Source organism: Saccharopolyspora thermophila (assembly GCF_014646075.1).
Lineage (GTDB): Bacteria > Actinomycetota > Actinomycetes > Mycobacteriales > Pseudonocardiaceae > Saccharopolyspora > Saccharopolyspora thermophila.
In genome coordinates, this window is sequence record NZ_BMMT01000003.1 from 48904 (window position 1) to 75198 (window position 26295).

Consider the following 26295-nt stretch of genomic DNA (forward strand, 5'->3'; position numbering starts at 1 on the left):
ATCACAATAAACGTCACCTCCGGCGCGTCATGGTCGCCGCTGACCGTGACTCCCTACGACGACGGACACGACAACGCCCCGCGGGGAGGAAGGTGCGGCGTGGCCACGGTCCCGGCTGATGTGCACGGTCCGAGCGACGGGGAGCTGCTCGACGAGGTCCGGAGCGGCTCGTCGGCGGCCTACGCCCAGCTCTACGAACGGCACGTCGGCGCGGCGTACAACATGGCCCGGCAGCTCGCCAGATCCCCCGCCGAGGCGGACGACCTGGTGTCCGAGGCGTTCGCGAAGGTCCTCGACACGCTCCGCGCCGGACGCGGGCCGACCAGCGCGTTCCGCGCCTACCTGCTCACCGCGCTCCGGCACACCGCCTACGACCGGACCCGGCGGGAGCGCAAGGTGCAGCTCGCCGACGACCTGGCGGAGGTCTCCGGTGCCGACCTCAGTGTCCCGTTCACCGACACCACGGTCGACGGGCTCGAACGCACCCTCGCCGCGCATGCCTTCGCCCGCCTGCCCGAGCGGTGGCAGACGGTGCTGTGGCACATCGAGATCGAGGGCCAGACCCCGGCGCAGGTCGCACCGCTGCTCGGGCTGTCACCCAACGGTGTGTCCGCGCTGGCCTACCGCGCCCGGGAAGGGCTGCGCCAGGCGTACCTGCAGGTGCACCTCGGGCAGTTGGCTGACGAGTCCGGTGCGCAGCGGTGCCGCGCCACCGTGGACCGGCTCGGTGCGTGGACCCGCGGCGGGCTGTCCAAGCGGGAGACGGCGCAGGTGGAGGCCCACCTCGACGGCTGCGACCGGTGTCGCGCGCTGGCCGCCGAACTCGCCGACGTCAACGGCACGCTGCGGGTCGTCATCGCGCCGCTGGTGCTCGGTGCCACCGCCACCAGCTATTTGGCGGTGTCCTCGTCCGGCGCGGCGGCCTGCGGCGCTTCCGGGGCGGCGGGAGCGGCGACCGCGGTGCCGCGGCAGACGGCCGTCGCCGGGTTGTCGGCGGCCGCGCTCGTCGCGGCGGTCGCGTTCGGCCTGACCGCGGGCGAGCAGCAGTCCGCCCCGATCGCCGCAGCCCCGCCGCCCCCGGCGCGGGTCCAGCCGCCCGCGCCGCTGCCTCCGGCTCCCCAGCGGCCTCCCGCACGCCCGGCTCCGCGCCCACTCACACCGCAGCCGCCGCAGGCACCCCCGCCGCCCGGCGTGACGGCGACGCTGGACGCCACCGGCCCCGGCGGGCCGCTCCAGCTGGTGCCCGATGGTGACCCGGTGCCGCTGCCGATCACGGTGCACAACATCGGGACCGGCCCCTCCGCGCCGGTCAGCACCACTGTGTCGCTGCCGCCCGGCGTGACGGCACGGATCCCGAGCGCGGTGCCGTCCGGCCCGGCCTCGACCGCACCGCAGAACGCAGGCCCGGCGGTCTCCCGCACGCAGGGGCCGTCGGTGCGCTGCGCCACCGCGTCCCGCTCGGTCACCTGCACCACCGACCGCGGTCTGCAACCCGGCGAGTCCTTCGTGTTCGACTTCCAGGTGCGGGCCGACGACACCGCGTCCGGCGGCGAGATCGCCACGCACATCAACGCGGGCAGCACCACCGCGCTGCGGCTGCCGGCGATTCCCGTGGTGATCCGGCCCCCGGTGGACGGCGTCGAGGTGACGATCACCGCCTGGTACCACGCCCCGTGGCTGGGCAGCCGGATCACGCTCGACGTGCGCAACACCGGGGCCAGCGTGGGGCGGGTCGAGATCGTCGCCGACCTGCCCGACGGCGTCCTGACCCTCGGGTTGCCGCCGCGGTGCGAGGCGCAGCCGGTCGACCGGCGGATCCGGTGTGCCGCGCCGCTGGAGCCCGGGCAGTCGTTCACCGCTGCCGTGTGGGTGACCCCCCTGCCGGACCACCCGTGGCCGGTCCCCGCGGAGCGGGACCACGACGGGATCGTGCGCACGGTGCGGATCCCGGTGACCGCCGCGCTCGGCTCGGCCGGGGACCACGACTCGGTAGAGGTCGGGCTGTGGTTCCCGTCCACATCGGGCACACCGCCGTCGAGCGCACCACGACCGAGCACCCCGAGTAGCACCCAGTCGCCGGGTCCGACGACGCGGCCGACACCATCGGTGATCCTCCGTTGACGCCACATCCCCCGGATGGCCCAGTTCCGTAGACTCGGGGGCGTGTCCGGTGTCGACTCCGTGCTCGCGCGCATCCCGAAGCCGTACCGATCCCTGGCGATCCGGTACCGCGAGCTACTCAAGTTCGGAATCGTCGGCGCAATCACGTTTCTCATCGACACCGGCATCTTCTACGTGCTGAAACTGACCATCCTGTCACCGAAACCGGTGACGTCGAAGGTCATCGCGGTGCTGGTCGCGACGATCGTGTCGTACGTGCTGAACCGGGAGTGGTCGTTCCGCACCCGCGGCGGGCGTCGGCGGCACCACGAGGCCACGCTGTACTTTCTGATCAGCGGTATCGCCGTGGGGGTGTACTCGGCGCCGCTGTGGATCTCCCGCTACGTCCTGCACCTGCAGGAGCCGTACACCAGCCGCCTGGTGGAGGAGATCGCCGACTTCACCTCGGGACAGATCATCGGGGTGCTGCTCGGCATGGCGTTCCGCTGGTGGGCGTTCCGCAAATGGGTCTTCCCGACCGAACAGGTCGACAGCCACCCCCGACCGGCCCGACGCCACCACTCCCTCACCCGCTGACCGGGGAACCGTCGCGGCGGTTCTCGGGGAAGCGCGGTTGTCCACAAGCATCGGTGTGTCGTGCGTACGACACACCGAGGGCCTCCAAATTTGGCCGAAAGTTGGGCGGACCCGGTTCCCACATTCAGGCAAAACTGGGAACCCGGGGCTTCGTTCGCGCGGGGCCGGGGTTTGGTTCCCGGGTGGGGTGGCGCGGGTTCCGACGTGGGTCAATGCGGGTTCCCACGTGGGTCAGTGCGGGTTCCCAGGTGGGTCAGCGGGGGGTGGACTCGATCTTCCAGGGGACGCCGAGGATGTCGTCGGCGCGGGCGATCGGCAGGAACACCTCGAACATCGCCGGTCGGGCCTGGCTCAGCTCCAGCCGCCCACCGTCGGCCTCGACCAGCGCCCGCGCCAACGCCAGCCCCACCCCCGTGGAGCCATGCCCGGAGAAACCGCGCTCGAAGACATACGGCACCAGCGCGTCCGGCACCCCCGACCCCGAGTCGCTGACCTCGACGACGACGGTGCCGCTGCCCTGCCGCGCGGCCAGCGTGACGGTGCCCTCCCCGTGCCGCAGCGCGTTGTCCAGCAGCACCCCGATCGTCTCCCGCAGGCGGGTGGGCGTGGCGCGCGCCAGCAGCCCGTCCGAAACCTTCAGGCGCAGCGTCCGCCCCTCGGCCTTCAGCGGGTCGCGCCACTCGGCGGCGACGTCGGACAGCAGACTGGAGACGTCCAGCGGCTCGGCGTCCCGCGCCCGCGCCGCGGTCGCCGCGGCAAGCAGGTCGTCGAGCACCCCGGCCAGCCGTTCCGCCTGTTCCAGGGCCGCGCTCGCCTCCTCCCGCACCTCCGGATCCTCGGCCGCGGCGAGCGCCTCCAACCGCAGGTGCAGCGCGGTCAGCCTGCTGCGCAGCTGGTGCGAGACGTCGCCGACGAGGTCGCGTTCCCGCTGCACCAGCTGGGACAGCGCCGCCCCGGAGGCGTCGAGCGCGTCGGCGACCCGGTCCAGCTCCGGGACCTCGTGCCGCTTGGGGTCGGGCCGGAAGTCCCCGGCACCGAGCCGGGCGGCACGGGCCGCGACGTGCCGGAGCGGGTCGGCCAACCGGCGCGCGGTCAGGATCGCCACGATCATCCCGGTGCCGGCCGACAGCACCACCAGCATCAGCACCAGCGCCGCGACCTGAAGCTGCTGCGTGCGCACCGGCGCGCTCGGCGCGGCGATGGTCACCGTGCCGCTCTGCACCATGGGCACGCTCTCCACCAGCGGGTCCTCGCCGGGATCGGGCCCGTAGACGTAGTCGTGCGCCTGCGTGCGCACGATCAGCCGGGCGCCGTCCGGCACGGCCAGCCGCACCGCGTTGAGGTCGATGGCGCGGCGCGAGGCGATCTGCTCGTCGAGCAGCGTCGCGATCTGCTGGGCGCGGGTCGACAGGTCACCGGCGGTGATGTCCTGCACCAGCTTGAGCGCGCTGAACCCCAGCGGCAGCCCCAGCACGACCGCGGTGACCGCCACCGCGAGGAGCGTGGCCTGCAGGATCCGGCGGCGCATCGGTCAGTCCGCGTTGAAGCGGAACCCGACGCCGCGCACCGTGGCGATCCGGGTCTCGTCGAGCCGGCCGTTGTTGTCGCTGAGCTTGCGACGCAGCCAGGAGATGTGCATGTCCAGCGTCTTGCTGCCCTTGCGGTCGGACTCCGGCCAGACCTCCTCCAGGATCTCCTCCCGGGTCACCACCTGGCCAGCGTGCTGCATCAGCACCCGCAGCAGCTCGTACTCCTTGTTCGCCAGCTGCACCTCGTGCTCGTTGACCAGCACGCGACGCGCGGTGAGGTCGAGCCGGACCCCGGACGCCTCCAGGGTCTCGGGGGCGCCGCGGCGCAGCAGGGCGCGGATGCGGGCCATCAGCTCGGCCAGCCGGAACGGCTTGGCAACGTAGTCGTCGGCGCCCGCGTCGAGTCCGACGACGAAGTCCACCTCGTCGGTGCGGGCGGTGAGCATCAGCACGGGCAGGCCGCGCCCCTGCGCCCGCAACCGCCGGCACACCTCCAGGCCGTCCATCTCCGGCAGCCCTAGGTCCAGCACCAGCAGGTCGACCCCGCCGGAGGCGGCGGTGCGCAGCGTCGAAGGGCCGTCCTCGATCACCCGCACCGTGTAGCCCTCACGCTCCAGCGCCCTGGACAGCGGCACAGCGATGGCCGGGTCGTCTTCTGCCAGCAGCACCACGCTCACGTCTTCCAGACTAGAGGGCACTGATGATCACGTCCGCCGTATGGGCGTTTCGCCGGACCCGCCTGGTTGCGGGGCGGGCTCCGCCGCGCGGCGCGCGCTGCACTAGGGTTCCCGCCGTGACCAGCGATCTCGATCTCGCACTACACCTGGCCGACGTCGCCGACCGGATCACCGCGGACCGGTTCCGGGCGCGGGATCTGAGCGTGGACCGCAAGCCCGACCGCACCCCGGTGACCGACGCCGACCTGGCCGTGGAGGACGCGGTGCGCGAGGTGCTCGGCAAGCACCGCCCGGACGACGTGGTCGCCGGTGAGGAGCGCGGCGGCACGGCGGGCGAGGGCCGGGCCTGGGTGCTGGACCCGATCGACGGGACGAAGAACTTCCTGCGCGGCATCCCGGTGTGGGCGACGCTGATCGCCCTGGTCGACGGGGGGCGCCCGGTGGTGGGCGTGGTGAGCGCCCCGGCGCTGGGCAAGCGCTGGTGGGCCGCAGCCGGGGAGGGCGCCTGGTGCCGCACCGGTGACGCCGAGCCGGAGCGGATGTCGGTGTCGGGCGTGCGGGACCTCGGCGACGCCTACGTGTCCACCACGCACCTGGGCACCTGGGTGGAGCACCGGTCGCGGGAGTCGTACCTGCGGTTGGTCGACGCGTGCTGGGAGAACCGCGCGTTCGGCGATTTCTGGCAGCACTGCCTGGTCGCCGAGGGCGTGATCGACATTGCGGCGGAGCCGATCGTCAACCCGTGGGACGTGGCGGCGGCGCAGGTTCTGGTGGAGGAGGCGGGCGGCCGGTTCACCGACCTGGCGGGCGAGGCCCGCTACGACGGGGGCACCGCGCTGTCCACCAACGGTCACCTGCACACCGACGCGTTGCGGCTCCTCCAGCTCTGACGGTCAGGCGCGGCCGAGCAGGCGGGCGTAGCCCGCTCCGGCCGCGAGCAGGATCAGGCCCGCGCAGAGGAAGGCGACGACGCGGCCGAAGCCGTCGAGGGTCGCCAGGTCGAACAGCACGAGCTTGGCCAGCGACACCGCGATCAGCACCATGCCCGCGATGCGCAGGTGGATCACCTGCACGCCGCGCAGCAGCAGGGCGATCGCCGCCACCACCCACAGCAACGTGATCAGGATGTGGCCGGTGCGGAACCCGGCGCGCGCGTCGTGCACCAGCAGGCAGGCCGCCATCGTCGCGCTCGCCGTGCCGTACAGCAGCGCCAGCCCCGCGAGCGACCACAGCGGCAGCAGCCCGGGCAACCTGCCGATCCGCACCGCGGCCGTCGGCAACGCCACCGCGACGACCGCGATCAGCAGCCCGGTCAGCAGGCCGGGGACCCCGGTGCCGTCGTCGTACCACAGCAGCGCCGTGAGCGGGACCTCGTTGACCAACGCCAGCAGGAATCCCGCTGCCGCGTAGCAGGTGGCGCCGATCAGCACACCGGCGCTGCGCAGCAGGTATCCGCCGACGCCCAGCAACAGGGCCTCCACGAGCAACGCCGTCCCCCAGGACGGGGAGTCCACAATGGTCAGAGTGGTGTGCACGACGGCGACCGCGCCCATGCCGCCCGCAGCGCCGACGAACCTGGCCGGGAGCCGCACCGCGGGCACGAAGCGGCCGAGCGCCCACGCCGCAAGCAGCAGCACCGCCAGTGTGCCGCCGATCGTCCCGGCGGCCGGGCGTTCCAGCACCAGCGGCCCGGCCAGGAACGCCGGTGTCGGGGCCGCGACCAGCAGACCGATCGCGGTGACATCCGCCCCGGCCCGGGCGGTCACCGCCGCGATCAGCACGCCGAGGACCGCGGCCACCATGATCGCCGCGACGAGTCCCGGGTCGGACATCCGCCACGCCCACAAGCTCGCCGCCAGCGCGGCCAGCACGACCGGAATCCCGGCCGCCGGCACCAGTCCGCGCCAGCTGCGCCGGATCTGCACCGGTGTCGCTGCGACCTGCAGCGACACCAGGAAACCCAGCAGCAACGCGGCTGGCTGGCGGGTGATCAGGGGCGAGCACAGCGCGGCGGCCAGCACAACACCGATGGCCAGGGGCTGCGCCCGCCACCAGTCCGCGAGGGCGAGCCCGGCGACCGCCACGAGCAGTCCAACCACCAGACCCGCGGTCACCGACAGGTAGCCGTACCGCGCGGTCGCGGCGACCACGTCAAGGAACAGCGCGCCGAAACCCGTCGTGGCGAGGGCAAAAGCGGCGATCCGCCCGGCCGAGCGGCGGCGCAGCCACCAACCCGCCGCGACCAGCAGCGTCGCCAGCACCGCGCCTCCGGCGACCCGGGCGGCCGGGCCGAGCCAGTCCTGCTGCGCGGCGAGGATGAGCAGGAACACCACTCCGAGGAGCGTCACCCCGGCCCCGACCCAGGCCAGCACACGGCTCGGCTCCAGGCCCGGATTGGGCTGCGCCGCCGGAACGTCCGGCACCGGTGGTACGTGCATCGGCGGCTGTTCGGGCTGCTGCGGCGCCGGTTGTGGCGGCACCAGCTGCTGCGCGGGGTGCGGTCGCTGGGATTCCTGCGCCACCGCCTGCACCATGCTGCCCAGGTAGGTCAACCGCTGGCCGATGGCGGACAGCTCACCAGCGATCCACTGGAGCGTTTCACCGGGCTGTGGTTGGGACATGCCCCGGAAGTCTGGGCGTAGGACACCGCGTCCAGCATCGGTAGCACTACTCAGATCCGATCACGGATCGGTACGAGTGCGCGCGGCTGCCACGCCGGGTCCTCGCCCGGACGCGCTCAGTGCTGCTCGCGGGTGCCGAACATGCCGACGAACGTGAAGCGCATCACCCGTTCGGAGCCGCGGTCGGCGGTGCCGGTGATCTCCACCAGGCCGAGGTTCGGTCGGCCACGCGACAGCCTACGGCTGTTGACCTCCATCTTCATGTGCAGCACGTCGCCCGGGAACACCGGGGCCAGCCAGGAGAGCTCGTTGCCGCCGGGCGACCCCTGCGAGGTCGAGTCCGCCAGCACGTGGTCCACGTAGGCGCGCATCCACAACGAGGCGGTGAACCAGCCCGACGCGCACAGGCCGCCCAGCACCGAGTTTCGGCCCGCTGCCTCGTCGAGATGGAAGGGCTGCGGGTCGAAGCGCTCGGCGAACGCCAGCATCTCGGCACGGTCAACCTCGACCTTGCCCAGGTCGAACACCTTCCCCGGTTCGAGGTCCTCGTACGCGATCGTGGCCATACCCCCATCGTCGCAGCCGGGACCGTGACCGGCGCTGAGACGGTACTCACACACCGTGACCGGCAAATCGGGCGATCCGCTGCCGATGGCCGACCGCGCGTCGGAATCCGCGGTGCGCATGGAACCATCTGTCCGGCGGATGCGTCCAATGCGTGGCGCGCCGTCTGCGGTGTGCCGCGGACGACCGCCTGCCGTTGCCGACCGACCACCGCGCATGGTGGTTGCCGCGAGCCAACAGGAGGGAGCGGCTGTGCCCACCGATCACCGCGCCCAGGTCGAGGAGCTGATGGCGGATTACCGGCGCAGCCGGGAACGCCTCGCCGAGACCCGCCGCGACCTGTCCTCGATCGCCGAGTCGGCGAGCAGCAGGGACGGCAGCGTGCGGGTGGTGGTCGGTCCGCAGGGCGTGCTGCGCGACGTCGTGCTCGCCGACAACGTCTACGACCGGCATCACCCGGATCGGCTGGCGGAGATCATCGTGGAACTGGCCGAGCAGGCCGCGCAGGCCGCCGCGCGGCGGGCCGCCGACGTGCTCGCCGAGGTCCTGCCGACCGGAACCGATCCAGAGCTGCTGCTGGGCGGACGCGCCGACGGCGAGTCGGTTCCGGTGCTGCGCAACGAACCGCGAGGCATGGACGACAATGTCGGCGACAGCGCCGACGATTTCTGCGATGGCAGCTGGTTGCAGCAAAGCCCGGCGAAACGGACGTGACCATGGGTGGTTTCCGCACTGATCTCGGGCGGCTGGGCAGCAGCGTCGGCGAGTTCGAGGACCTCGCCGGGCGGGCGCAGCGGATCGCCGACGAGCTGCGCCAGGCCGTGGCGGCGGCCGGTGCCTGCTGGGGCGGCGACGACATCGGCGCCAGCTTCGCCCGCACCCACCGCGCCCGCGCCGACCGGGCCCTCGACGACCTCGGCGCGATCGCGGTGCGGTTGCGCGAGATGGGCGCGAAGTTCGCCGAAACGGCCGCGACGACGCGGCAGGTGGATGCCGGCGGCGCCGACGAGCTCGGCCGGACCACCGGACGGGGGTGAGTCGATGGGCATCGAACTTCCCGCGGAACTGCGGGATGTCGCGGCGCGTGCGGGGGCTCGCTGGCCGGAGGCCGACGAGGACGCGATGCGCGCGGCGGCGTCCGCGTGGCGGGCCGCGGCCAGGTCGATCGACGCGCTCGCCGGATCGGCCGACAGCGCGGCCCAGAGCGCGCTCGCCGCGTTCGACGGCGACGCGGCGCAGGCGGCGCGCCGGGAGTGGAACGGGCTGGTGGCCGACGACGGGATGCTGCCGTCCTCGGCTCGGCAGTGCCGGGCCGCGGCGGACCGCCTGGAGCACGCCGCGGAGCAGATCGGCGCGGCGAAGGTGCAGCTCGTGCGGGAGCTGGTGAACCTGGCCAAGCAGACCGACGCGGCCGAGCAGGCGGCAGCGGCCGGACACCCGCAGGCGCTGGCGGCGCTGGACTCGGCGCTGCACGGCGTGGCGGCAAACGTGGCGAAGGTCCACGAAACCCTGGCGAAGGCGGTGGACTTGGACAGCGGAGTGCTGGTGGAGCCGACCAGCATCCGCCTGCCGTCCGGCGCCACCAGCCTCGCTTCCTCCACAGTGGACAGTGTGGGTGCTGTGGCCGGACACCTCGGCGGTGGTGTCGGATCGGCGGCGAAGGACGTCGCCGGTGACGTGGGAGCCGCTGCCGACGAACTCACCTCCGGTGCCGGTTCTGTCGCGGACGGCGACGGCCAGGCGTCGGGTGTCGCCGACGACGTCGGCAGCGCAGCTGAGCACGTCGGCACGTCAGCCGGGGAGGCCATCTCCCGCGGCGCGGCGGGTGCGTGGCAGGGCGATGCCGAGCACACCGGACCGGTGCGGGTCGATGCGAGAGGCTGGGCTCCTGGCCTCGCCGACGCGGGCACCGGCCCCATCCCCACGGTCGGCGACCACCCCGCCCGCCCCGGCTGGATGCCCGCCGGGACCGACCCGGCGTCGAGCACCGCGCCGCACCAGGTGCGCTCCGCCTGGGCTGCTGCCCCGCAGCCGCCACCGCCGCCTGCGGCTCCCGGCTTCGCCGCACCGCCTCCGGCGGTACCGGGCGGCCACTTCGCGGCGCCGCCCGCGCACCAGCCGCCCACCACGGCACCTCCGGTATCCGCCGCGCGGCCTCCGATGCCGCCGGCCGCGGCTCGCGGCCCAATCTCGTTCGGCTCCCAGCCGGTGCCGCAGGTGCGGCAGGTGCCGCGCGCTCCGCTGCGCCCGCTCCCGGCTCCGGTGGCACCACCGCCCCCGCCGCAGCCGGAACCGTCGCAGCGGCCGCTGCGGCAGGCCGGGCGCAATCCGGATGTGGTTGCGTTCGTGCTGCACCAGTTCCCGATCGGCTACCTGCCGGTGGCAGCGAGCCACGCGAGCAGGCAACTGCCGGTGCCGGAGTCGCCCGACGCGCGGCGGCCCGGCCTGCGGTTCCCGCCGCAGGACCATCCGCAGTCGCACCTGGTGGACGACAGCGCCGCGCTGGAGCGGGCGCGCTCGACCGAGGTCTACGCAGCCGCGCGGCGCGACCGGGAGGAGCGCGAGGAACCAGAGCGGCTGCCCGCAGAGCTGGTGGCGGACCACGAGCCGTTCGGCGAGCTCAGCGAATGGGAGTGGGAGCACCGGTTCGTGGTACGCGACGGCGAGCGCAGCGAGTACGCGTGGCCTCCGGCGGCGGAGTTCCCGGAGGGCGGCGTGGAACCGGCGGAGCCGGTGGTGCTGGCGCCGGATGCGGTGATCGACTGCCTGGGCGGCGGGGACGGCCGCGTGGCGTTCGCGGCGGGGACGGCGTTCGCGCAGCGGTCGCTGCCGCCGGAGGACCGCGACCGCGCCTACCGGCGCTACCGGGTCATGCGCCCGCTGCCCGTGTGGCAGTCGGTGGCGGCGCCGTGGTTCGCCCAGCCGGGCGGCGGGATCCGCTACCGCACCACGTATTCCCTGGTGGACCTGGTTGCCCTGGGTTACCTGGTGGAACTCACCAGGGCCCGCGCGAACGCGGAGGCCACGACCCTGCGCCTCGACCGTTCCGCGGCGAATCCCCGGCAGCAGGACGGTGTCTGCGCACCGCTGCGGGCGGTTGCCCCGCAAGGAATCGCTTCCGAAGGCGACGAGTCGGATGCTGCGGCACGCGACGACTCTGCCCCAGAAGTCCCGCAGGCGACCGACGGTGAACCGACCGCGCGCGACAGCGACGCGGCTGAGTCCGGTCGACGTGCGGGCGAGGACTCCACCACCGTGCGCACCACGCACGTGACCGAGGGCGGAGGCGCGTCGGCGCGCGGGAAGCCTGGTGGTGCCGCGGTGGAGACGGTGCGGATCACGCAGGGTGACAGGGAGGCCGGAACCGCGGACGCGGCGGGAGCGGCGGACGACGAGGCGACGCAGGAGGCCGGGAATTGAACAGCGAATCCGTGGTCGGCTGGTTGTCGGCGATGGGTGTCCCGGAGGAACTGGTGTCGGTCGGGGCGGAAGCCGACGACGCGTGGTGTCTGGTGCGCGACGAGACCGACGGCAACCCGGCCTGGGAGGTTTTCTGGCGGGAGCAGGGAAACCGTTACGACTGGGCGCGTTTCAGCAGCGAGCAGGTGGCCTGCTTCTACCTGTTCGGCAGGCTGACCTGGACCCAGGCCCTCCGCGGCGTGGTGGGCCCGGTGGACGTCGCGGACACCCCGGCCAAGGGGACCCCGGCCCAACGCCTCTGACCCCCACATCACCGCCGCCCACACACACTGCGGCTACCCCCGACCGCCCCAAGCGTTCACCCCGTCCCAGGCCGCCCAGCTGACCACAACCGGGAGCACTCCACACAACCCAGCCAGCTGTGGCTGAGGGTGCGGGTCAGCCGTGGCGGGGGTGCTCGACGCGCAGACCTGCCGTGACCGCCGCGTGCACCGCCCGGGCCAGCGGCGCGCCGATGCGGGAGCGCGGGCCGCCGTACGGCTCGGCTTCGCCGTCGGCCGGGCAGAGCACCACCGTCGCGTCGGTGACCGTGCCGGTCCCCGCCACGCCCGCCTCCAGCAGTGCCTGCGCCTTGGCTTCCGCCACCGTCGCGACCGCGTTGACCAGCGCCGCCTCGCTGAGCCGCACCGGCGACCAGCACACCGCGTTGATCGTCCCCGGCGCCCACAGCTGCTGCGCCGATTCCGGTTCCGCCGCCCAGATCGGGTGTTGCGCGCCGGTCGTCACGCTGACCTGCACGCCGCCGTCGAACGCGCTCACCTCGTGCCGCACGTCCACGGCGGTCAGCAGGCCCACCCCGTCGCCGGACAGGCCGACCGCACCGGCCATCTCGTCGATGTGCGCAGGTGGGTCGGGGTGGTCGTAATCGGTTTCGACGGTCGCGTTGAGCACCCAGGAGCGCAGGCCGATGCCGCCGCCGCGGGGCGCCGAGGAGACCGCCAGCCACGGCCGCGCGCAGCGCCAGACCAGAAGCGGGCGGTCCGCCACCTCGCGCAGCGCCGGTTTCGGCGCGCTCACGAAGCGAGGGCCCTGACCACCCGGGACGGGCTCGGCCGACCGAGCCGCTCCGCCATCCACACGCTGGTCTCGACGAGCTTGGTCAGGTCGACGCCGTGCTTGACGCCCAGCCCGTCGAGCATCCACACGAGGTCCTCGGTGGCCAGGTTGCCGGTGGCCGACTTGGCGTAGGGGCAGCCGCCCAGCCCGCCCGCCGAAGAGTCCACAGTGCTCACGCCGTGCCGCAGCGCGGCGTAGGTGTTGGCCAGGGCCTGCCCGTAGGTGTCGTGGAAGTGCACGCCCAACCGGTCCACCGCCACCCCGGCGGTGCCGAACGCGCGCAGCAGCGTCTCGACGTGACCGGGCGTCGCCACGCCGATGGTGTCCCCCAGGGACAGCTGGTCGCAGCCCATCTCCAGCAGCCGCCGCCCCACCGAGACGACCTGCTCGACCGGCACCGGCCCCTCCCACGGGTCGCCGAAGCACATCGAGATGTAGCCGCGCACCGTCAGGCCCTCCTCCACGGCGCGCCGCACCACCGGCTCGAACATCGCGAACTGCTCGTCCAGGCCGCGGTTGAGGTTGCGGCGGGTGAAGGTCTCGGTGGCCGAGGCGAAGATCGCGATGTCCCGCACGTCCGACTCCAGCGCCCGGTCGAGGCCGCGCGAGTTCGGCACCAGCACCGGGTAGCGCACGCCCGGTGCCCGCTGCAGGCCGGCCAGCAGCTCCGCCGCGTCGGCGAGCTGCGGCACCCACTCCGGGCGCACGAAGCTGGTGGCCTCCAGCACCCCGAGTCCGGCGTCGGCCAGGCGGTGCAGGAACTCCAGCTTGACGTCGAGTGGGACGATCTCCTTCTCGTTCTGCAGACCGTCGCGCGGCCCGACCTCCCAGATCGTCACGGCTGCGGGCAGCTCCCCCGGCTCCGGCGAGGCCACCTGCATGGGCAGGCCCAGTTCACGCGACGTCATCGGCGTTCCTCCGTCTCTCCTACGACGCCCGCACCTGGTCGGACCCGGCGCGGTCACTCGTCCAGAGCATCGTCGGTGACCTCCCGGTAGAGCAAGGTGTGCACCTTCTCCACCTGCGGGATGTCGTCGAACTCCAGCGGCTCGTCCGAAGCCGACTCGACGATCAGCGTGCCGCAGCCCAGCAACCGGTCCAGCAGCCCGTGCCGGAAGCGCACCGAGTTGATCCGCGACATCGGGATGTCCACTCCGGTCCGGGTGAACACGCCCTCGCGGACCATCAGCCGGTGCGTGGTGACCACGAAGTGGGTGGTGCGCCAGCGCACCAGCGGGGCGAGGGTGCACCAGATGATCAGGATCGCGCCGACCGCACCGAGGGCGATCCACACCGGCACCCGCCAGCTGGTCGTCGCGGCCAGCGCCGCGAGGTAGGAACCGCCGCCGACCACCACGAACAGGACCAGCACCGGGACGACGAGCATCTTCCAGTGCGGGTGCTTGTGCACGACGACGTACTCGTCCGCCGCCAGCAGGCCATCCGGGTAGGCCACGCCGATCCTCCTCACCCTCGTCGCCGGTCACCGATCACGTTACCGATCAGGACCGGCGCAGGTGGACCACGTCGCCGGCGGACACCGCCGTGCTGGTGCCGTCGGCCGCGCGCACCACGAGCCGCCCGGCCGCGTCAATGTCGGTGGCGACGCCGCGCACCTGCTCATCCGGCCCCAGTTCGACGCGCACCTGCTGACCGAGGGTGCTGCACAGGGCCCGGTACCGGTCCAGCAGGCCGGTCGCGACCACGTCCCCGCCGGTGCCCCGCCAGACGTCCTCGAGCTCGGCGAACGCCGTGAGCAACGCCACCGCGAACGCCTCGCGGTCCACGTCCGCGCCCTGCGCCACCAACGACGTCGCGGGCAGGCCACCGGCGCCGCGCGGCAGGTCCTCGGGCCGCTGGTGGACGTTGACGCCCATGCCCAGCACCACCGCCATGCCGTCGGGTCCGGCGACGGCATCGGCCAGGATGCCCGCGCCCTTCAGCCACTCGTCGCCGTCGCCGAGCAGGAGGTCGTTCGGCCACTTCAACGCGGCCGGCACGCCGGTCTCGCGCCGCACGGTCTCGGCCAGGGCGACCCCGGCGACCAGCGGCAACCAGGCCAGGGCGGTCGGCGGCACGTCCGGCCGCAGCAGCACGCTCACGAACAGCCCGCAACCGCGCGGCGACGCCCACTGCCGCTGCAATCGGCCGCGCCCGGCCTGCTGCTCCTCGGCGATCAGCACGGTGCGGTCCGCCGCGCCGCGGCCCGCGGCGGCCACCAGGTCGGTGTTCGTCGACCCGGTGACGGTCACCACGTCCAGCGCGCGGTAGGGCCCGCGGTCGACCAGCCGCGCGCGCAGCCGGGCGCCGTCCAACAACACGGGAGTCGTCACCACCCCAGCCTATGTCGCGGACCGCGCGGCGGCCGGTCCCCGCGAAACCGGCTCGACCGGGACCGGTGAACGACCGCGGCCCGCGGCGGTTGCTCCACCGCCGCGGGCCGCGATCACCGGGTCAGCCGGTCACCAGGCGGAGGTTGTAGGCGCTCAGCGCCTCCTGCACCGGCTGGAAGTAGGTCGTCCCGCCGAAGGTGCAGTCGCCTGACCCGCCGGAGGTCATGCCCTGCGCCTGGTTGCCGCTGATGAACGAGCCGCCGGAGTCACCCGGCTCGGCGCAGACGTTGGTGCGCGTCAACCCGTAGACCGTGCCCTGGGGGTAGCGCACGGTCTGGTTCAGGGCCTGCACCGATCCGCAGTGCCACCCGGTGGTCGAGCCCGAGCGGCAGATCGACGAGCCGACCGGGGCGACCGACGCGCCGGAAACCAGGCGGGTGCTGCCGTTGTAGAGGTTCACCCGAGGCTGGGGGGTCCAGCTGGAGTTGGTGGCCACCCAGGCGTAGTCGTTGCCGGGGAACGACGAGTCTCGGAAGGTGCCCATCGAAACCCCGTTGTAGCCCTGCACCGCGGTGCCGGCTGTGCCGCAGTGGCCGGCGGTCACGAAACCACCCGCACCGGAGGACGTGCGTACCGAGAAGCCCACCGAGCAGCGCCCACCCATGTAGTAGGCATCCCCGCCGATGATGTCGTAGAACGGGCGGGGCGACTCGGCGACCTCCTCGACGCGGACGGCGTCGCTGGCCGCGCGCACCCGGGTGAGGAAGTCCTCGGTGGCAGCGTCGCGCTGCGCGCGGTTCACCGACACCACGACGCTGTTGGACCGCACGTCCACGTACCAGCCCGTGACGGCGCGGGGTGCCGTGGACTCCATGCTGTCCAGCATGGACTTCGCGGCGTCCAGCTCCCGCGCGCTGTTCGGCACGACCACCGCCTCCGCACCGGCTTCACGCACCGTCCGCGCCGCAGCACCGTCGGTCACCGCGACGACCAGTTCGGCCCGCGCGGCGTCGAAGTAGGAACCGGCGAAGGAGTCCCCGGTCGACCGGCGCAGCGTCTCGTCGAGCCGCATGGCCTCGGCTTCCTGCACCAACCGGGCCCGCGCCTGCGGTGCGGTCAGGCCGAAGTCGCGCTGCATCGCCGCCAGCAGCTCGGATGCCACGTCGGGGGTCGGTGCGGCGGTGGACGGGACCGCCAGTGCGGCGATCGTGCCAGCGGCGAGCACGGCCGCGCCGAGCAGCCGAACGGTTCTTCTCCGACTCATGGTCGTCTCCCTAGATCCATGTGCAGGGATCACCCGCGCGTGGCCGATCGCGGCCGAGATGCGCGCGGGAGCTTGGTCCACCCCGGCCGTCGCCGGGACGTGCGGGATCACCCGGTGATCAGCCGGGTCGGTGAGGAGAGGAGTTGGCGGACCGGTCCGCTCGCGAGACGGCGGCCCGTACGCAGAACATTAGGATCAGTCCGCCAAAAAGGACACCACTGTTCGGAGCATCCTGCGCGGCCGAGAGGTCGCGCGACCCGGAAGTCCCTCCGTCACAACGATTCTCGGTGTTGCGGTCGTGTTTCGTGCGATTCCACAACAGGTTTCGCGACCCCCGCGGACAAATCCGGGAAAGCTGGTGAAAGGCGCCGGGGAGCCGCGCCGCCGGCCCGCTACCATCGCAGTCGTGCGTTTCGTGCTCGCCTCCGCTTCTCCCGCCCGCCTGTCCGTCCTGCGCGCCGCCGGGATCGAGCCGCTGGTGCGGGTCTCCGGGGTGGACGAGGACGCGGTGGCCGCCGCGCTGACCGACCCCACCCCGGCCGAACTGGTCACCGCGCTGGCGCGGGCCAAGGCGGACGCCGTGGCCGCCGAGATCGCCGCGGCGGAACCAGACGCGGTGGTCGTCGGCTGCGACTCGATGCTGCGGACCGCGCAGGGCGAGGTGGTCGGCAAGCCCGGCACCCGCGAGGCCGCCGCGAAGCGGTGGGCGGACAACGCCGGCAGCACGGGGTACCTGGTGACCGGGCACGCCGTGGTCCGGCTGACCGGCGGCGAGGTCAGCGAACGGGCGCAGGGGCATGTGAGCACCGCGGTCCGTTTCGGCCGGCCGACCGAGGCCGAGCTGGACGCCTACCTGGCGACCGGGGAGCCGCTGCACGTGGCGGGCGGGTTCACGCTGGAGGGCTTCGGCGGGTGGTTCGTGGAGGGCGTCGACGGTGACCCGTCCAGCGTGCTCGGCATCAGCCTGCCGCTGACCCGTCGGCTGCTCGCCGAGGTCGGGGTCGGGGTCGTGACGTTGTGGAACACGCCGAACGCGCAGTGACACCATGATCAGCGCATTCGGGTGAACATGAACACAATTCGGTTACCTCTGGATTAGTGAGGACTTGCGGGTAGTTACAACTGTTCGCGATGGGAACCGGGTGGTATCTGACCTCGCGCCTGCACGTCGACCTGCGACGGCAGGCCAGCTCTACCTGTCCGTGATCTGACGCGCCGAAACCCGGCGCCGATCCGGCCTGCGCAGTCCCACTTCCCCGAATCCAGGAGATTCTTGTGCCTTCCCACCCTGGGCGATCGCGCCCGCGCCTCAACCCCAAGCTGTTCGCCGTCGCCGTGGTCGCCTCGCTCGTCGTGGGCGCGCTCCTCGGCTGGATCGCCAAGCAGACCGGAGCCGACTGGCTGGTCACCACCCTGGACACCATCGGCTCGACGTTCACCAAGCTGCTCACCTTCACCGTGTTGCCACTGATCTTCACCGCGATCGTGGTGGGCATCGACAGCCTGCGCGGCGTCGGCGGTGGGCGCGCCGCCGCGCGGCTCGGCGGCAAGACGGCGCTGTGGTTCGCCATCACCTCGCTGATCGCCGTGCTGATCGGCCTGGCCGTCGGCTGGCTGTTCCAGCCCGGGCGCGGCCTGGTCATCGAACCCGACCCGGACAAGCTCGAAGCGATCGGCCAGAAGACGCAGGGCTCCTGGCTGGATCTGGTCAACGGCCTGGTGCCGAGCAACCTGATCAGCGCCTTCGCCGAGGGCGAGACGCTGCAGGTGGTGTTCGTCGCGCTGATCATCGGCGCGGCCAGCTACAGCCTGGGCGACAAGGCGGCGCCCTTCGTCACCATCAACAAGGCGGCCTTCGAGATCATCCAGCGCGTCCTCGGCTGGATCATCCGACTCGCCCCGCTGGGCACGCTCGGCCTCATCGGCAACGCGGTGGCCAGCTACGGCAACGAGTTCTTCGTCCCGCTGCTGAAGCTGATCAGCTCCACCTACGTGGCGTGCGCGCTGGTCCTGTTCGGGATCTACCCGCTGCTGCTGGCCCTCGTCGCCCGGGTCAGCCCGGCCCGGTTCTTCGCGAAGGCGTGGACGGTGCTGCAGTTCGCCTTCGTCTCCCGCTCCTCCAGCGCCAGCCTCCCGCTGACCCGGCAGACCGCGGAGAACCTGGGGGTGCCGTCGTCCTACGCGAGCTTCGCGGTGCCGCTGGCCACCACGACCAAGATGGACGGCTGCGCCGCGATCTACCCGGCCATCGGGTCGATGTTCATCGCGAACCTCTTCGGCCTCCAGCTCGGCCCGGTGCAGTACCTGACCATCGTCGCGGTCGCGGTGTTCGGCTCGATCGCCACCGCGGGCGTCACCGGCTGGTTCACCATGCTGACGCTGACCGTCGGCGCGCTGGGCTTCCCGCCCGAGGTGGTCGCCACCGGCATCGCCATCGCCTACGCGGTGGACCCGATCATGGACATGATGCGCACCGCCACCAACGTCGGCGGCCAGATCGTGGTCCCGGTGGTCGTGGCCCGCAGCGAGGGCCTGCTCGACGACGAGGTCCTCGCCCGGCCGAGCGCGCCACCGCTGCTCGACAGGGAGCGCGCCCTCACCGGAGCCTGACCGGTCGTTCCTCCCGGCGGAGTCCACCCAAGGTCGTCCGGCCGTTCACCTCGGCGCGAGGGGCTCTTCCGGCGGTCATCCGACCGTAGGATGACGGTGTGGAGAACGGTCGACGGGGCAGGGATCTGCGGGTCGGCGACCCCGAGCGGGAACGCGCCATGCAGCTGCTTGGCGAGCACTTCACCGCCGGACGCCTCGACGTCCAGGAGTACGACGAGCGCTGCCAGCGGGCCGCCGCCGCACGGATCCGCTCCGAGCTGGACGCGCTGTTCCGCGACCTGCCCGAGCCACACCCAGCCACCCCGCCCATCCCGGTGAAACCATCGGTCCCGGCCGCGAAGGTGGTGTTCGCGGTGTGCGCGGTGGCGTTGGCGGTGGTCCTGCTGTTGGCGGCGCGCCAGTTCGGGCTGCTGCTGTTGCTGCCCCTGCTGGTGGTGTTCTGGTTCTCCTGGCGACGCTGACGCTCGACCTACCGCCACCGCCGACCGGGCTTCGTTACGGTGAAGGTCATGCGATGGATCATCGGGGCGCTCGGCGCGGCGACGGCCGCGGCCACCCTCACCGGCTGCGGCCTGTGGTACTCCGAGCGCGCGGTCGGCACGGCACCGCCGTCGCCCCCGCCGCCGCCGCCGCCGACGACGAGCGCTCCCCCGCCGCCGCGACCGTTCGAGCTCGGCCTCGACGGCGTCGACCCGTGCCGCCTGCTCACCGACGACCAGCGCAACCAGCTGGGCTTCGACCGCGACCCGATCCCCGACTCCGAGGCGGGCTTCGGGAACGCGGCGACGTGCAGTTACCGCAACACCACCGGCAAGGTGGGGGCCCGGTTGGCGCTGATCACCACCGAGGGCATGGGCGTGTGGACCGACGACACCGCGCAGGTGGAGGCGACGCCGGTGGTGATCGGCGGCTTCCCGGCACTGGTGATCAAGACCCCCGGGCTGGACCTGTCCTGCAACGTCGCGGTGGACGTGGCCGAGGGCCAGCACCTCGACGTCCTCTACCGCGACGACGGCGGGCGGCCACCGCCACCGGTCGACCAGTTGTGCGCCGGGGCGCAGCGCGTGGCCGAGGACGCCATCAGCACGCTCGCGGAACTCGAGCTCGTGACGTCCGGCACCCGGTCCAGCGACGCCGAATCGGGCGCCACGAATTGAACACGCTACGCAACGGGGCGGGGCGGAGCGAAAGCGATACTCACCGCGTATGGAGCACTCCCCAGCGTGACGATTGGTGACTACAGTGGTCCGCGGACGTTTGAGTAGCTTGAGCGTTCGGGTGCCCCGCACCCGGTGGACGCCGCCGCCCACCTGAGCGTTCAAGCGCAAGGGCCCGCACCCGTACCCGGCCCGTGACCTGTGGGAGGGGAAGACGTGCCGCTCACTGCTCCGTGGGGTGACAGCTCGACCGATGCCCTGCCGGGAACGTCCGGCGGCTCCGTGCAGATCGATCCCGCCGCCATCCCGAGGCTGGTCAACGCGCTGCAGGAATCGCTGGACGCGGTCGGCCTGCAGATCGAGCACGCCATCACCGAACTGCGGATCCGCCCGTGGGCGGGCGATCCGATCAGCGCCGACGCGGCCGAGGAATTCAACCGGCGCTCCCTCGGCGGTGGTGACGACGCGCTGACCGCCCTGTGCGGCTACCGCGACCAGCTACAGGCCGCCGCCGAGTCCTTGCAGCGCGCCAACCGCCAGTACGAGCGGATCGACGAGGACAGCGCCGCAGGTATCGGCGGGGGTTGCTGACACCGATGAGCGACCACCGCTGGCAGGGGTACCGCCACGCTGAGCTGTACGCGCAGATCCACGAGGGACCGGGCCCGGAGGGCTCGGTCGACAGTGTCCGGCGCTGGAGCGAGCTGACCCGCACGCTCGGCGAAATCGACTCCGGGCTGGCCGCCGCCCTGTCCTCGGCGATGGCCGGGTGGCAGGGCGCCGCCGCCGACAGCGCGCACGACGGCGTGCGGCCGCTGGGCGACTGGGCCGCGCAGGCGCAACAGGCCGCGAACCTGATGCGGGAGCGCGCCGAGCAGCAGGCGGAGTTCATCAGTAAGGCGCGCCACGACATGCCCCCGCCGGTGCAGGTGACCTCCGAGGAACCCAGCACCGCCGAGTCGCTGCTCATCCACCTGTTCGGCGGGCAGACCGACTACGAGCGGCAGGAGGCCGAGCAGCACGCCGCCGAGCAGCGGGCGTTCCAGGTGATGCGCACCTACGAGGCGTCAACGGTGGCCAACACGACGTCGCTCGCATCGTTCACGCCGCCGCCGCGGGTGGTTGTGGACGCCCCGGTCGCCGGTGGCCCGTCGGCACATGGTGGCCACCCGCCGGTGACGATCAGCTGGGCGGCGCCCGCCGCACGCGTGCCGGTGTCGCCGCACGTCGGCGAGCAGCGCCCCGCACGGCCCGGCGGTGCGGGCCCGACGCGCGGCGACGGGCGCTCGACCGGGCCCGGCCCCGGCGGCAAGCGGGCGCGGCGGGAGCGCGACGACCCGGTCGACCGGAAGGTGACCGAGCAGGTCGGGCGGCCGGGCGGGTTCTTCGACGCACCGCAGACCCTGTCCCGCCCGGTGATCGGTGGCGAGCCCGGTTGATGGCCCGCACCAACCCGCCCCGGCTGGTGACCCTGTCAGCGCTGGAGTTCGACGTACTCATCGAGCACCTCCGGCTGGAGACCACACCGCTGGTGCTCAAGGTCCCCTCGCCGGGCCGCACCCACACCGAACGAGCCGAACTGGTCGAACGGGCGTGGCGGTCGCTGGCGTCCCGCGACCTGGGCCGCCCCACGGGGCTGGATCCGGAGCTGGAGGCGATGCTGCGCCTGCTGGCCCGTCCCACCCGCGAGGTCGATGGCCGGATGTGGCTGGGGCGCAGCGTCCGCGTGCTCGCCGCGGCCGACGACGACGCCGGGAGCGCGGTGCTGGTCATCAAGGACGGTGACGCGCTGACCATGCGGTCGGCGGCGATCACCGGACTGCCGCGGGAGGCCCTTTCCGCGCTGCCGCCGCAGCCGCCCGGCCCGGGCCGTTCCGTTTCGGTGCGCAGCAGTGATCTCGACGCCGCGGCGGCCGAGGCCGGCGACAACGTGGAGCAGCTGAGCGGTGTGCTGCAACGGCGCGGTGTCCGCCCGGACGACGCGGAAACGCTGACCGGCATGGTGGCCGGTGCGGCAGCGCGCGGCCAGTTCGGCGCGGCGGCACGCAGCCGAAGCGGTCGCCGCGTGCGCGCGGGGCGCGTGGTGGGGTTCTTCGACACCCCGCACGGCCGCTACGCCCAACTCCGCCGCGAATCCCCCTCAGGCGAGCTGTGGAGCACGGTTGCCCCGGTGGACGCTCGCCGCCTGACGGCGCACGTCGAAGAACTCCTCGCCGAAGTCACCGACCAGTCCTGGCAGCGCCCCTCCCCCACCTGGGAAGCTGCCGAGCTGTCCACCCCCACCGGCATAGGGAACACGCCGAGCCACGCCACCTTCCCCCACCGCGCCCGGGTGTCACCCAACCCCGGATCACCCATATCCTATTAGGACAGTGCCTGGAAACCTGAACATGCGTGCTCGGCCGAAGGCGCGCTTCGCCTGCTGGTCCGTTGTGGACGCCTCAGGAATCCGTTCGGACCAGGCCGTCCCGCGCCTCCGGCGCCGCTGAGCGCTTCGCGTCGGCCGCCTGGTCGTCCGGTTGCGTCTGCGAGTCGCGCTCCGCCTCGACACGCCTGGTGTACACGTCCACCTCGCGCGCCACGCGCTCGTCGTCCCAGCCGAGCACCTCGGCCATCAACCGCGCGACCGGTTCGGCGCAGTCCACGCCGCGGTGCGGGTACTCGATGGAGATCCGGGTGCGCCGGGTCAGCACGTCCTCCACATGCAGCGCGCCCTCGTGGCTGCACGCGTAGACCGCCTCGGCCTGCAGGTAGTTCGGCGCGGCGGGAATCGGCTTGAGCAGCTCGGGCCGGTCGTCGCCGATCGCGAGCACGTCGTGGACCTCCGATCCGTAGCGGTCCAGCAGGTGCCGAATGCGGTACGGGTGCAGACCGTGCGCCGCAGCCAGCTGGTCGGCCTGGTTGATCAGCGCGTGGTAGCCATCCGCGCCCAGCAGCGGCACCCGGTCGGTGATCGAGCGCGGGATGCGGCCGGAGATGTCCGGCGCGACCGCGTCCACCGCGTCGGCCGCCATCACGCGGTACGTCGTGTACTTGCCGCCGGCGATGGCCACCAACCCGGGCGCGACCCGCGCCACCGCGTGCTCCCGGGACAGCTTGGAGGTCTCCTCGCTCTCCCCGGCCAGCAGCGGGCGCAGCCCCGCGTAGACGCCCTCGATGTCGTCGTGGGTCAGCGGCGTGGCCAGCACCGAGTTGACGTGATCCAGGATGTAGTCGATATCGGCCTTGGTGGCCGCCGGGTGTGCCAGGTCGAGGTGCCAGTCGGTGTCGGTGGTGCCGACGATCCAGTGATTGCCCCACGGGATCACGAACAGCACGGATTTCTCGGTGCGCAGGATCAGCCCGGTCTCGGCGACGATGCGGTCCCGCGGCACCACGATGTGCACGCCCTTGCTGGCGCGCACCCGGAACCGGCCGCGGCCGCCGGACAGCTTCTGCAGCTCGTCGGTCCACACCCCGGTGGCGTTGATCACCGCCTGCGATCGGACCTCGACCTCCTCGCCGGTCTCCACATCGCGCACCCGCACCCCGGCAATTCGGTCGGCTTCCCGCAGGAACCCGGTCACCTGCGCGGAGTTCAGGACCACCGCGCCGTAGCGGGCGGCGGTGCGGGCCACCGTCATGGTGTGCCGGGCGTCGTCGGTCTGGGCGTCGTAGTAGCGGATGCCGCCGATCATGGCGTTGCGCTTGAGCGCGGGGACCATCCGCAGCGTTCCGGCGCGGGTGAGGTGCTTCTGCCCCGGCACGGAGCGGGCGCCGCCCATGGTGTCGTAGAGGAAGAGGCCGGCTGCGGTGTAGGGACGCTCCCAGAAGCGATGGGTGAGCGGGTAGAGGAACGGCACCGGCTTCACCAGGTGCGGTGCGATGCGGGTGAGCATCAGCTCGCGTTCCCGGAGTGCCTCGCGCACCAGGGAGAACTCCAGCTGCTCCAGGTACCGCAGGCCCCCGTGGAACAGCTTGCTGGACCGGCTGGAGGTGCCGGAGGCCAGGTCCCGGGCCTCCACCAGGGCCACCCGCAGGCCGCGGGTGGCCGCGTCCAGTGCGGCCCCGGCACCGGTCACGCCGCCGCCGATCACCACCACGTCGAACTCCTCGGCGCCGAGGCGCCGCCAGTTCTCCGCCCGCTCGGCGGGTCCGAGCGCGCCCTTCAACCGGCTCTCGGTCTTGTCTTTGGACACCGCGTCCTCCTCGCTCGATTCGCGTCCCACCGGTGACCTCATCGCCGACGCGGAACCGGACTCCGGCACCAGGTGGAGGTCATCATGCCCGACCAGCACGGTCCGTGCTCGATGCCGAACCGCGTGCGGTCCCCGCCTGTTCGACCAGCGCACCGCGCTCGCGCAGCACCTCGATGTCGGCGGCCGACGTGCGGGAATCGACGATCACGATGTCGAAGTCCTCGACGGGGGCCACCGCGTGCAGCGCGCGACGCCGGAACTTCGTGTGGTCGACGTAGAGCACCCGGCGCTGCGCCGAGGCCAGCATGGCTTTCTTGATCTGCACCATCTCCTGCTGCGGGTAACAGCCGATGCCGTCGGTGACCGCGGAGACCGACATGATCGCCAGGTCGACGCGCAGGTTCCGCAACGCGTCCAGGGCCATGCCGCCGACGAACGCGTCCGCCCACGGCAGGTAGTCGCCGCCGACGCAGATCAGGCTGATGCCCGGCGCGCCGGCCAGTTCGCCGAACACGCCGCGGTGGTTGGTGACCACCGTCAGCGGTGCGCGCTCCGGGAGCAGCCGGGCCAGGTACACACCGGTCGTGGAGTCGTCGAGGACGATCGCCTGCCCGGGCTCGACGAGTTCCGCCGCGGCGCGGGCCAGTTCCTCCTTCTCGGTCTGGTTCTGCTGCAGCCGGTACTCCGAGGCGGCTTCGTAGAGCAGCGAGGACGCCGCCGAGACGTTGCCGCGGTTGCGGTGCACCAGGCCCTGCGACTCGAGGTCGGCGAGGTCGCGGTACACGGTCATCGCGCTGGCCCCGATGGTCGCGACGAGGTCGTCGATGCGCAGGGTGCCCTCCGCCATCACCAGCTCGGTGATCTTGCGGCGCCGGTCCTGCTGCTTGCTGGACGGACGTCGACCGGACATCGTCGCGTTCTCCTATCCCCGCTGATCGACCGAACGGCGCCGGCCGGGGTGCGCCGACCGGGCGCGCGGGTGCCGCTGCCCGGAGTGCACCCCCACAGCAACCGCGTAACTCGATAAAAACATCATCGAGAAGGTATTGCAACGTGCTTTTTAACAAGCCTAGTGTGACCGCGATGTCCGGGAGCACCGGGTCGCGCGGCGCGGCGGACCACCGGGGAGCAGGGGCGCAACGCCGCCCACGCACCCGCGGAGAGCCGCGCCGACCCGTGCTGCCACCTGCGGGAACACCCGGCTTGGGCAGTACGGACCAACGGGTTGCCCACGAGTGGCGGCAGGCGTGGACACGTGTTGCCATGCGGCAGTAGCGTCCCGCTCCATCTCGGACAGTCACCATCCGATCCCGCCCTGCCAACGGCGGCATGACGAGGGGAACGCAGTATGGCCAGTCTTGGTGCGATCTTCACCTGGGAGTTACTGGGGACGGCGATGCTCACCTTGTTGGGGTGCGGTGTTGTCGCCAACGTGACCCTGCGCAACGCTCTCGGGCACAACGGCGGCTGGTTGCTGATCAACTTCGGCTGGGGCTTCGCGGTTTTCGCGGGCGCGAGCGTCGCGTGGGAGTCGGGCGCGCACATCAACCCGGCGGTGACCCTGGGGCTGGCGGCGAACGGGCAGACGCCCTGGTCGCAGGTCCCGGTCTACATCGTCGCGCAGCTCATCGGCGGCGCCCTGGGCGCCGTGCTGTGCTGGGCCGCCTACAAGCTGCAGTTCGACACCCACGACGAACCGGCGAACACCCGCGGCATCTTCTGCACCGGCCCCACGGTGCGCAACGCGCCGTGGAACCTGCTCACCGAGATCATCGGCACCTTCGTACTGGTCCTGTGGATCATCCTCAGCCCGCAGGCCGGCCCCGGCGACGCGGACGGTGTGCCGACCTTCGGCAACTCCGCGCTCGGCTACGCCGCGGTCGCGTTCCTGGTGATCGGCATCGGCAACTCACTGGGCGGGCCCACCGGCTACGCCATCAACCCGGCCCGGGATCTCGGGCCGCGCATCGTCTACGCGATTCTGCCGATCCGCGGTAAGGGCTCGGCCGAGTGGGGGTACTCATGGGTCCCGATCGTCGGGCCGATCGCCGGTGGCGTCCTGGCTGGTCTGCTGGCGCTCGCCCTGCCCATCAGCAGCTGATCGCACAGCTCCACAGAGGAAGGTAGAA

General features: G+C 72.5%; 27 protein-coding genes. 16 read left to right on the forward strand and 11 right to left on the reverse strand.

Annotated features, from left to right (window positions below):
* Window positions 1–99: 99 nt before the first annotated feature.
* Together IEY17_RS06335 and IEY17_RS06340 are read left to right on the forward strand one after the other, a co-directional pair.
* Window positions 100–2121 carry a sigma-70 family RNA polymerase sigma factor gene (locus tag IEY17_RS06335; protein ID WP_229679892.1) on the forward strand — a complete coding sequence of 674 codons (2022 nt, stop codon included), beginning with the start codon at window positions 100–102 and terminating at the stop codon, window positions 2119–2121.
* A 42-nt stretch (window positions 2122–2163) separates the two neighbouring features.
* Window positions 2164–2697, forward strand: coding sequence for a GtrA family protein (locus IEY17_RS06340; protein WP_188986348.1), 534 nt, complete (start codon window positions 2164–2166; stop codon window positions 2695–2697).
* A 253-nt stretch (window positions 2698–2950) separates the two neighbouring features.
* Here the strand turns inward: IEY17_RS06340 and IEY17_RS06345 are convergent, their stop codons facing one another.
* Together IEY17_RS06345 and IEY17_RS06350 are read right to left on the reverse strand one after the other, a co-directional pair.
* Entirely contained in the window at window positions 2951–4225 is a 1275-nt protein-coding gene (locus IEY17_RS06345) for an ATP-binding protein (protein ID WP_188986349.1), read from the reverse strand.
* Between the two features lie 3 nt (window positions 4226–4228).
* Entirely contained in the window at window positions 4229–4903 is a 675-nt protein-coding gene (locus tag IEY17_RS06350) for a response regulator transcription factor (protein ID WP_188986350.1), read from the reverse strand.
* A gap of 116 nt (window positions 4904–5019) precedes the next feature.
* On the opposite strand from IEY17_RS06350, the gene hisN reads away from it, so the two are divergent.
* The gene (gene hisN / locus IEY17_RS06355) at window positions 5020–5793 is read left to right on the forward strand and encodes a histidinol-phosphatase (RefSeq protein WP_188986351.1); all 774 of its coding nucleotides are present in this window, start codon (window positions 5020–5022) and stop codon (window positions 5791–5793) included.
* A gap of 3 nt (window positions 5794–5796) precedes the next feature.
* Here the strand turns inward: hisN and IEY17_RS06360 are convergent, their stop codons facing one another.
* Both IEY17_RS06360 and IEY17_RS06365 read right to left on the reverse strand, forming a co-directional pair.
* The gene (locus tag IEY17_RS06360) at window positions 5797–7524 is read right to left on the reverse strand and encodes a DUF2339 domain-containing protein (RefSeq protein ID WP_188986352.1); all 1728 of its coding nucleotides are present in this window, start codon (window positions 7522–7524) and stop codon (window positions 5797–5799) included.
* Between the two features lie 116 nt (window positions 7525–7640).
* Window positions 7641–8090, reverse strand: coding sequence for a MaoC family dehydratase (locus IEY17_RS06365; protein WP_188986353.1), 450 nt, complete (start codon window positions 8088–8090; stop codon window positions 7641–7643).
* A gap of 250 nt (window positions 8091–8340) precedes the next feature.
* On the opposite strand from IEY17_RS06365, the gene IEY17_RS06370 reads away from it, so the two are divergent.
* Genes IEY17_RS06370 through IEY17_RS06385 form a run of 4 tightly spaced genes read left to right on the forward strand, consistent with a single transcriptional unit; the run spans window position 8341 to window position 11810 of the window.
* Window positions 8341–8802 carry a YbaB/EbfC family nucleoid-associated protein gene (locus IEY17_RS06370; RefSeq protein WP_188986354.1) on the forward strand — a complete coding sequence of 154 codons (462 nt, stop codon included), beginning with the start codon at window positions 8341–8343 and terminating at the stop codon, window positions 8800–8802.
* A gap of 2 nt (window positions 8803–8804) precedes the next feature.
* Window positions 8805–9125: a hypothetical protein gene (locus IEY17_RS06375; protein ID WP_188986355.1), complete on the forward strand. Its 321-nt coding sequence runs from the start codon at window positions 8805–8807 to the stop codon at window positions 9123–9125.
* Between the two features lie 4 nt (window positions 9126–9129).
* Window positions 9130–11508: a glycohydrolase toxin TNT-related protein gene (locus tag IEY17_RS06380; protein WP_188986356.1), complete on the forward strand. Its 2379-nt coding sequence runs from the start codon at window positions 9130–9132 to the stop codon at window positions 11506–11508.
* Window positions 11505–11810 (forward strand): hypothetical protein, encoded by a 306-nt coding sequence (locus IEY17_RS06385; RefSeq protein ID WP_188986357.1) that lies wholly within the window; start codon window positions 11505–11507, stop codon window positions 11808–11810. Before IEY17_RS06380 ends, IEY17_RS06385 begins: the two co-directional genes overlap by 4 nt.
* 136 nt (window positions 11811–11946) lie before the next feature.
* On the opposite strand, the gene IEY17_RS06390 is transcribed toward IEY17_RS06385, so the two are convergent.
* The 5 genes from IEY17_RS06390 to IEY17_RS06410 form a co-directional block, all read right to left on the reverse strand.
* Window positions 11947–12585 (reverse strand): adenosylcobinamide amidohydrolase, encoded by a 639-nt coding sequence (locus IEY17_RS06390; protein WP_188986358.1) that lies wholly within the window; start codon window positions 12583–12585, stop codon window positions 11947–11949.
* Entirely contained in the window at window positions 12582–13532 is a 951-nt protein-coding gene (locus IEY17_RS06395; RefSeq protein WP_188986359.1) for a hydroxymethylglutaryl-CoA lyase, read from the reverse strand. Before IEY17_RS06395 ends, IEY17_RS06390 begins: the two co-directional genes overlap by 4 nt.
* A gap of 53 nt (window positions 13533–13585) precedes the next feature.
* The gene (locus IEY17_RS06400) at window positions 13586–14080 is read right to left on the reverse strand and encodes a PH domain-containing protein (protein ID WP_188986360.1); all 495 of its coding nucleotides are present in this window, start codon (window positions 14078–14080) and stop codon (window positions 13586–13588) included.
* Window positions 14081–14126: 46 nt separating this feature from the next.
* Window positions 14127–14957 (reverse strand): biotin--[acetyl-CoA-carboxylase] ligase, encoded by an 831-nt coding sequence (locus IEY17_RS06405; RefSeq protein WP_188986361.1) that lies wholly within the window; start codon window positions 14955–14957, stop codon window positions 14127–14129.
* A 121-nt stretch (window positions 14958–15078) separates the two neighbouring features.
* The gene (locus tag IEY17_RS06410) at window positions 15079–16221 is read right to left on the reverse strand and encodes a S1 family peptidase (protein WP_188986362.1); all 1143 of its coding nucleotides are present in this window, start codon (window positions 16219–16221) and stop codon (window positions 15079–15081) included.
* Window positions 16222–16627: 406 nt separating this feature from the next.
* Between IEY17_RS06410 and IEY17_RS06415 the strand changes: the two genes are divergently transcribed.
* From IEY17_RS06415 to IEY17_RS06445, 8 genes are all read left to right on the forward strand, one after another.
* On the forward strand, window positions 16628–17263 hold the full coding sequence (locus IEY17_RS06415; RefSeq protein WP_188986363.1) for a Maf family protein: 636 nt from the start codon (window positions 16628–16630) through the stop codon (window positions 17261–17263).
* Window positions 17264–17352: 89 nt separating this feature from the next.
* A complete protein-coding gene (locus IEY17_RS26030; protein ID WP_373289853.1) occupies window positions 17353–17427 on the forward strand; it encodes a putative leader peptide in 75 nt (24 codons plus the stop codon).
* Between the two features lie 69 nt (window positions 17428–17496).
* A complete protein-coding gene (locus IEY17_RS06420; protein WP_188986364.1) occupies window positions 17497–18831 on the forward strand; it encodes a dicarboxylate/amino acid:cation symporter in 1335 nt (444 codons plus the stop codon).
* A gap of 98 nt (window positions 18832–18929) precedes the next feature.
* On the forward strand, window positions 18930–19292 hold the full coding sequence (locus tag IEY17_RS06425) for a DUF1707 SHOCT-like domain-containing protein (RefSeq protein WP_229679893.1): 363 nt from the start codon (window positions 18930–18932) through the stop codon (window positions 19290–19292).
* A 48-nt stretch (window positions 19293–19340) separates the two neighbouring features.
* The gene (locus tag IEY17_RS06430; protein ID WP_188986365.1) at window positions 19341–19988 is read left to right on the forward strand and encodes a DUF3558 domain-containing protein; all 648 of its coding nucleotides are present in this window, start codon (window positions 19341–19343) and stop codon (window positions 19986–19988) included.
* 216 nt (window positions 19989–20204) lie between these two features.
* On the forward strand, window positions 20205–20579 hold the full coding sequence (locus tag IEY17_RS06435) for a hypothetical protein (protein WP_188986366.1): 375 nt from the start codon (window positions 20205–20207) through the stop codon (window positions 20577–20579).
* 5 nt (window positions 20580–20584) lie between these two features.
* Window positions 20585–21427, forward strand: a complete 843-nt coding sequence (locus tag IEY17_RS06440; RefSeq protein ID WP_188986367.1) for a PPE domain-containing protein — start codon at window positions 20585–20587, stop codon at window positions 21425–21427.
* Entirely contained in the window at window positions 21427–22356 is a 930-nt protein-coding gene (locus IEY17_RS06445) for an ESX secretion-associated protein EspG (protein WP_188986368.1), read from the forward strand. The genes IEY17_RS06440 and IEY17_RS06445 overlap by 1 nt, the downstream gene beginning before the upstream one ends.
* A gap of 73 nt (window positions 22357–22429) precedes the next feature.
* On the opposite strand, the gene IEY17_RS06450 is transcribed toward IEY17_RS06445, so the two are convergent.
* Complete coding sequence (locus IEY17_RS06450) at window positions 22430–24166, reverse strand: glycerol-3-phosphate dehydrogenase/oxidase (RefSeq protein ID WP_188986369.1); 1737 nt, start codon at window positions 24164–24166, stop codon at window positions 22430–22432.
* Between the two features lie 82 nt (window positions 24167–24248).
* A complete protein-coding gene (locus IEY17_RS06455; protein ID WP_188986370.1) occupies window positions 24249–25076 on the reverse strand; it encodes a DeoR/GlpR family DNA-binding transcription regulator in 828 nt (275 codons plus the stop codon).
* A 438-nt stretch (window positions 25077–25514) separates the two neighbouring features.
* Between IEY17_RS06455 and IEY17_RS06460 the strand changes: the two genes are divergently transcribed.
* Complete coding sequence (locus IEY17_RS06460; protein ID WP_188986371.1) at window positions 25515–26267, forward strand: MIP/aquaporin family protein; 753 nt, start codon at window positions 25515–25517, stop codon at window positions 26265–26267.
* Window positions 26268–26295: the final 28 nt, after the last annotated feature.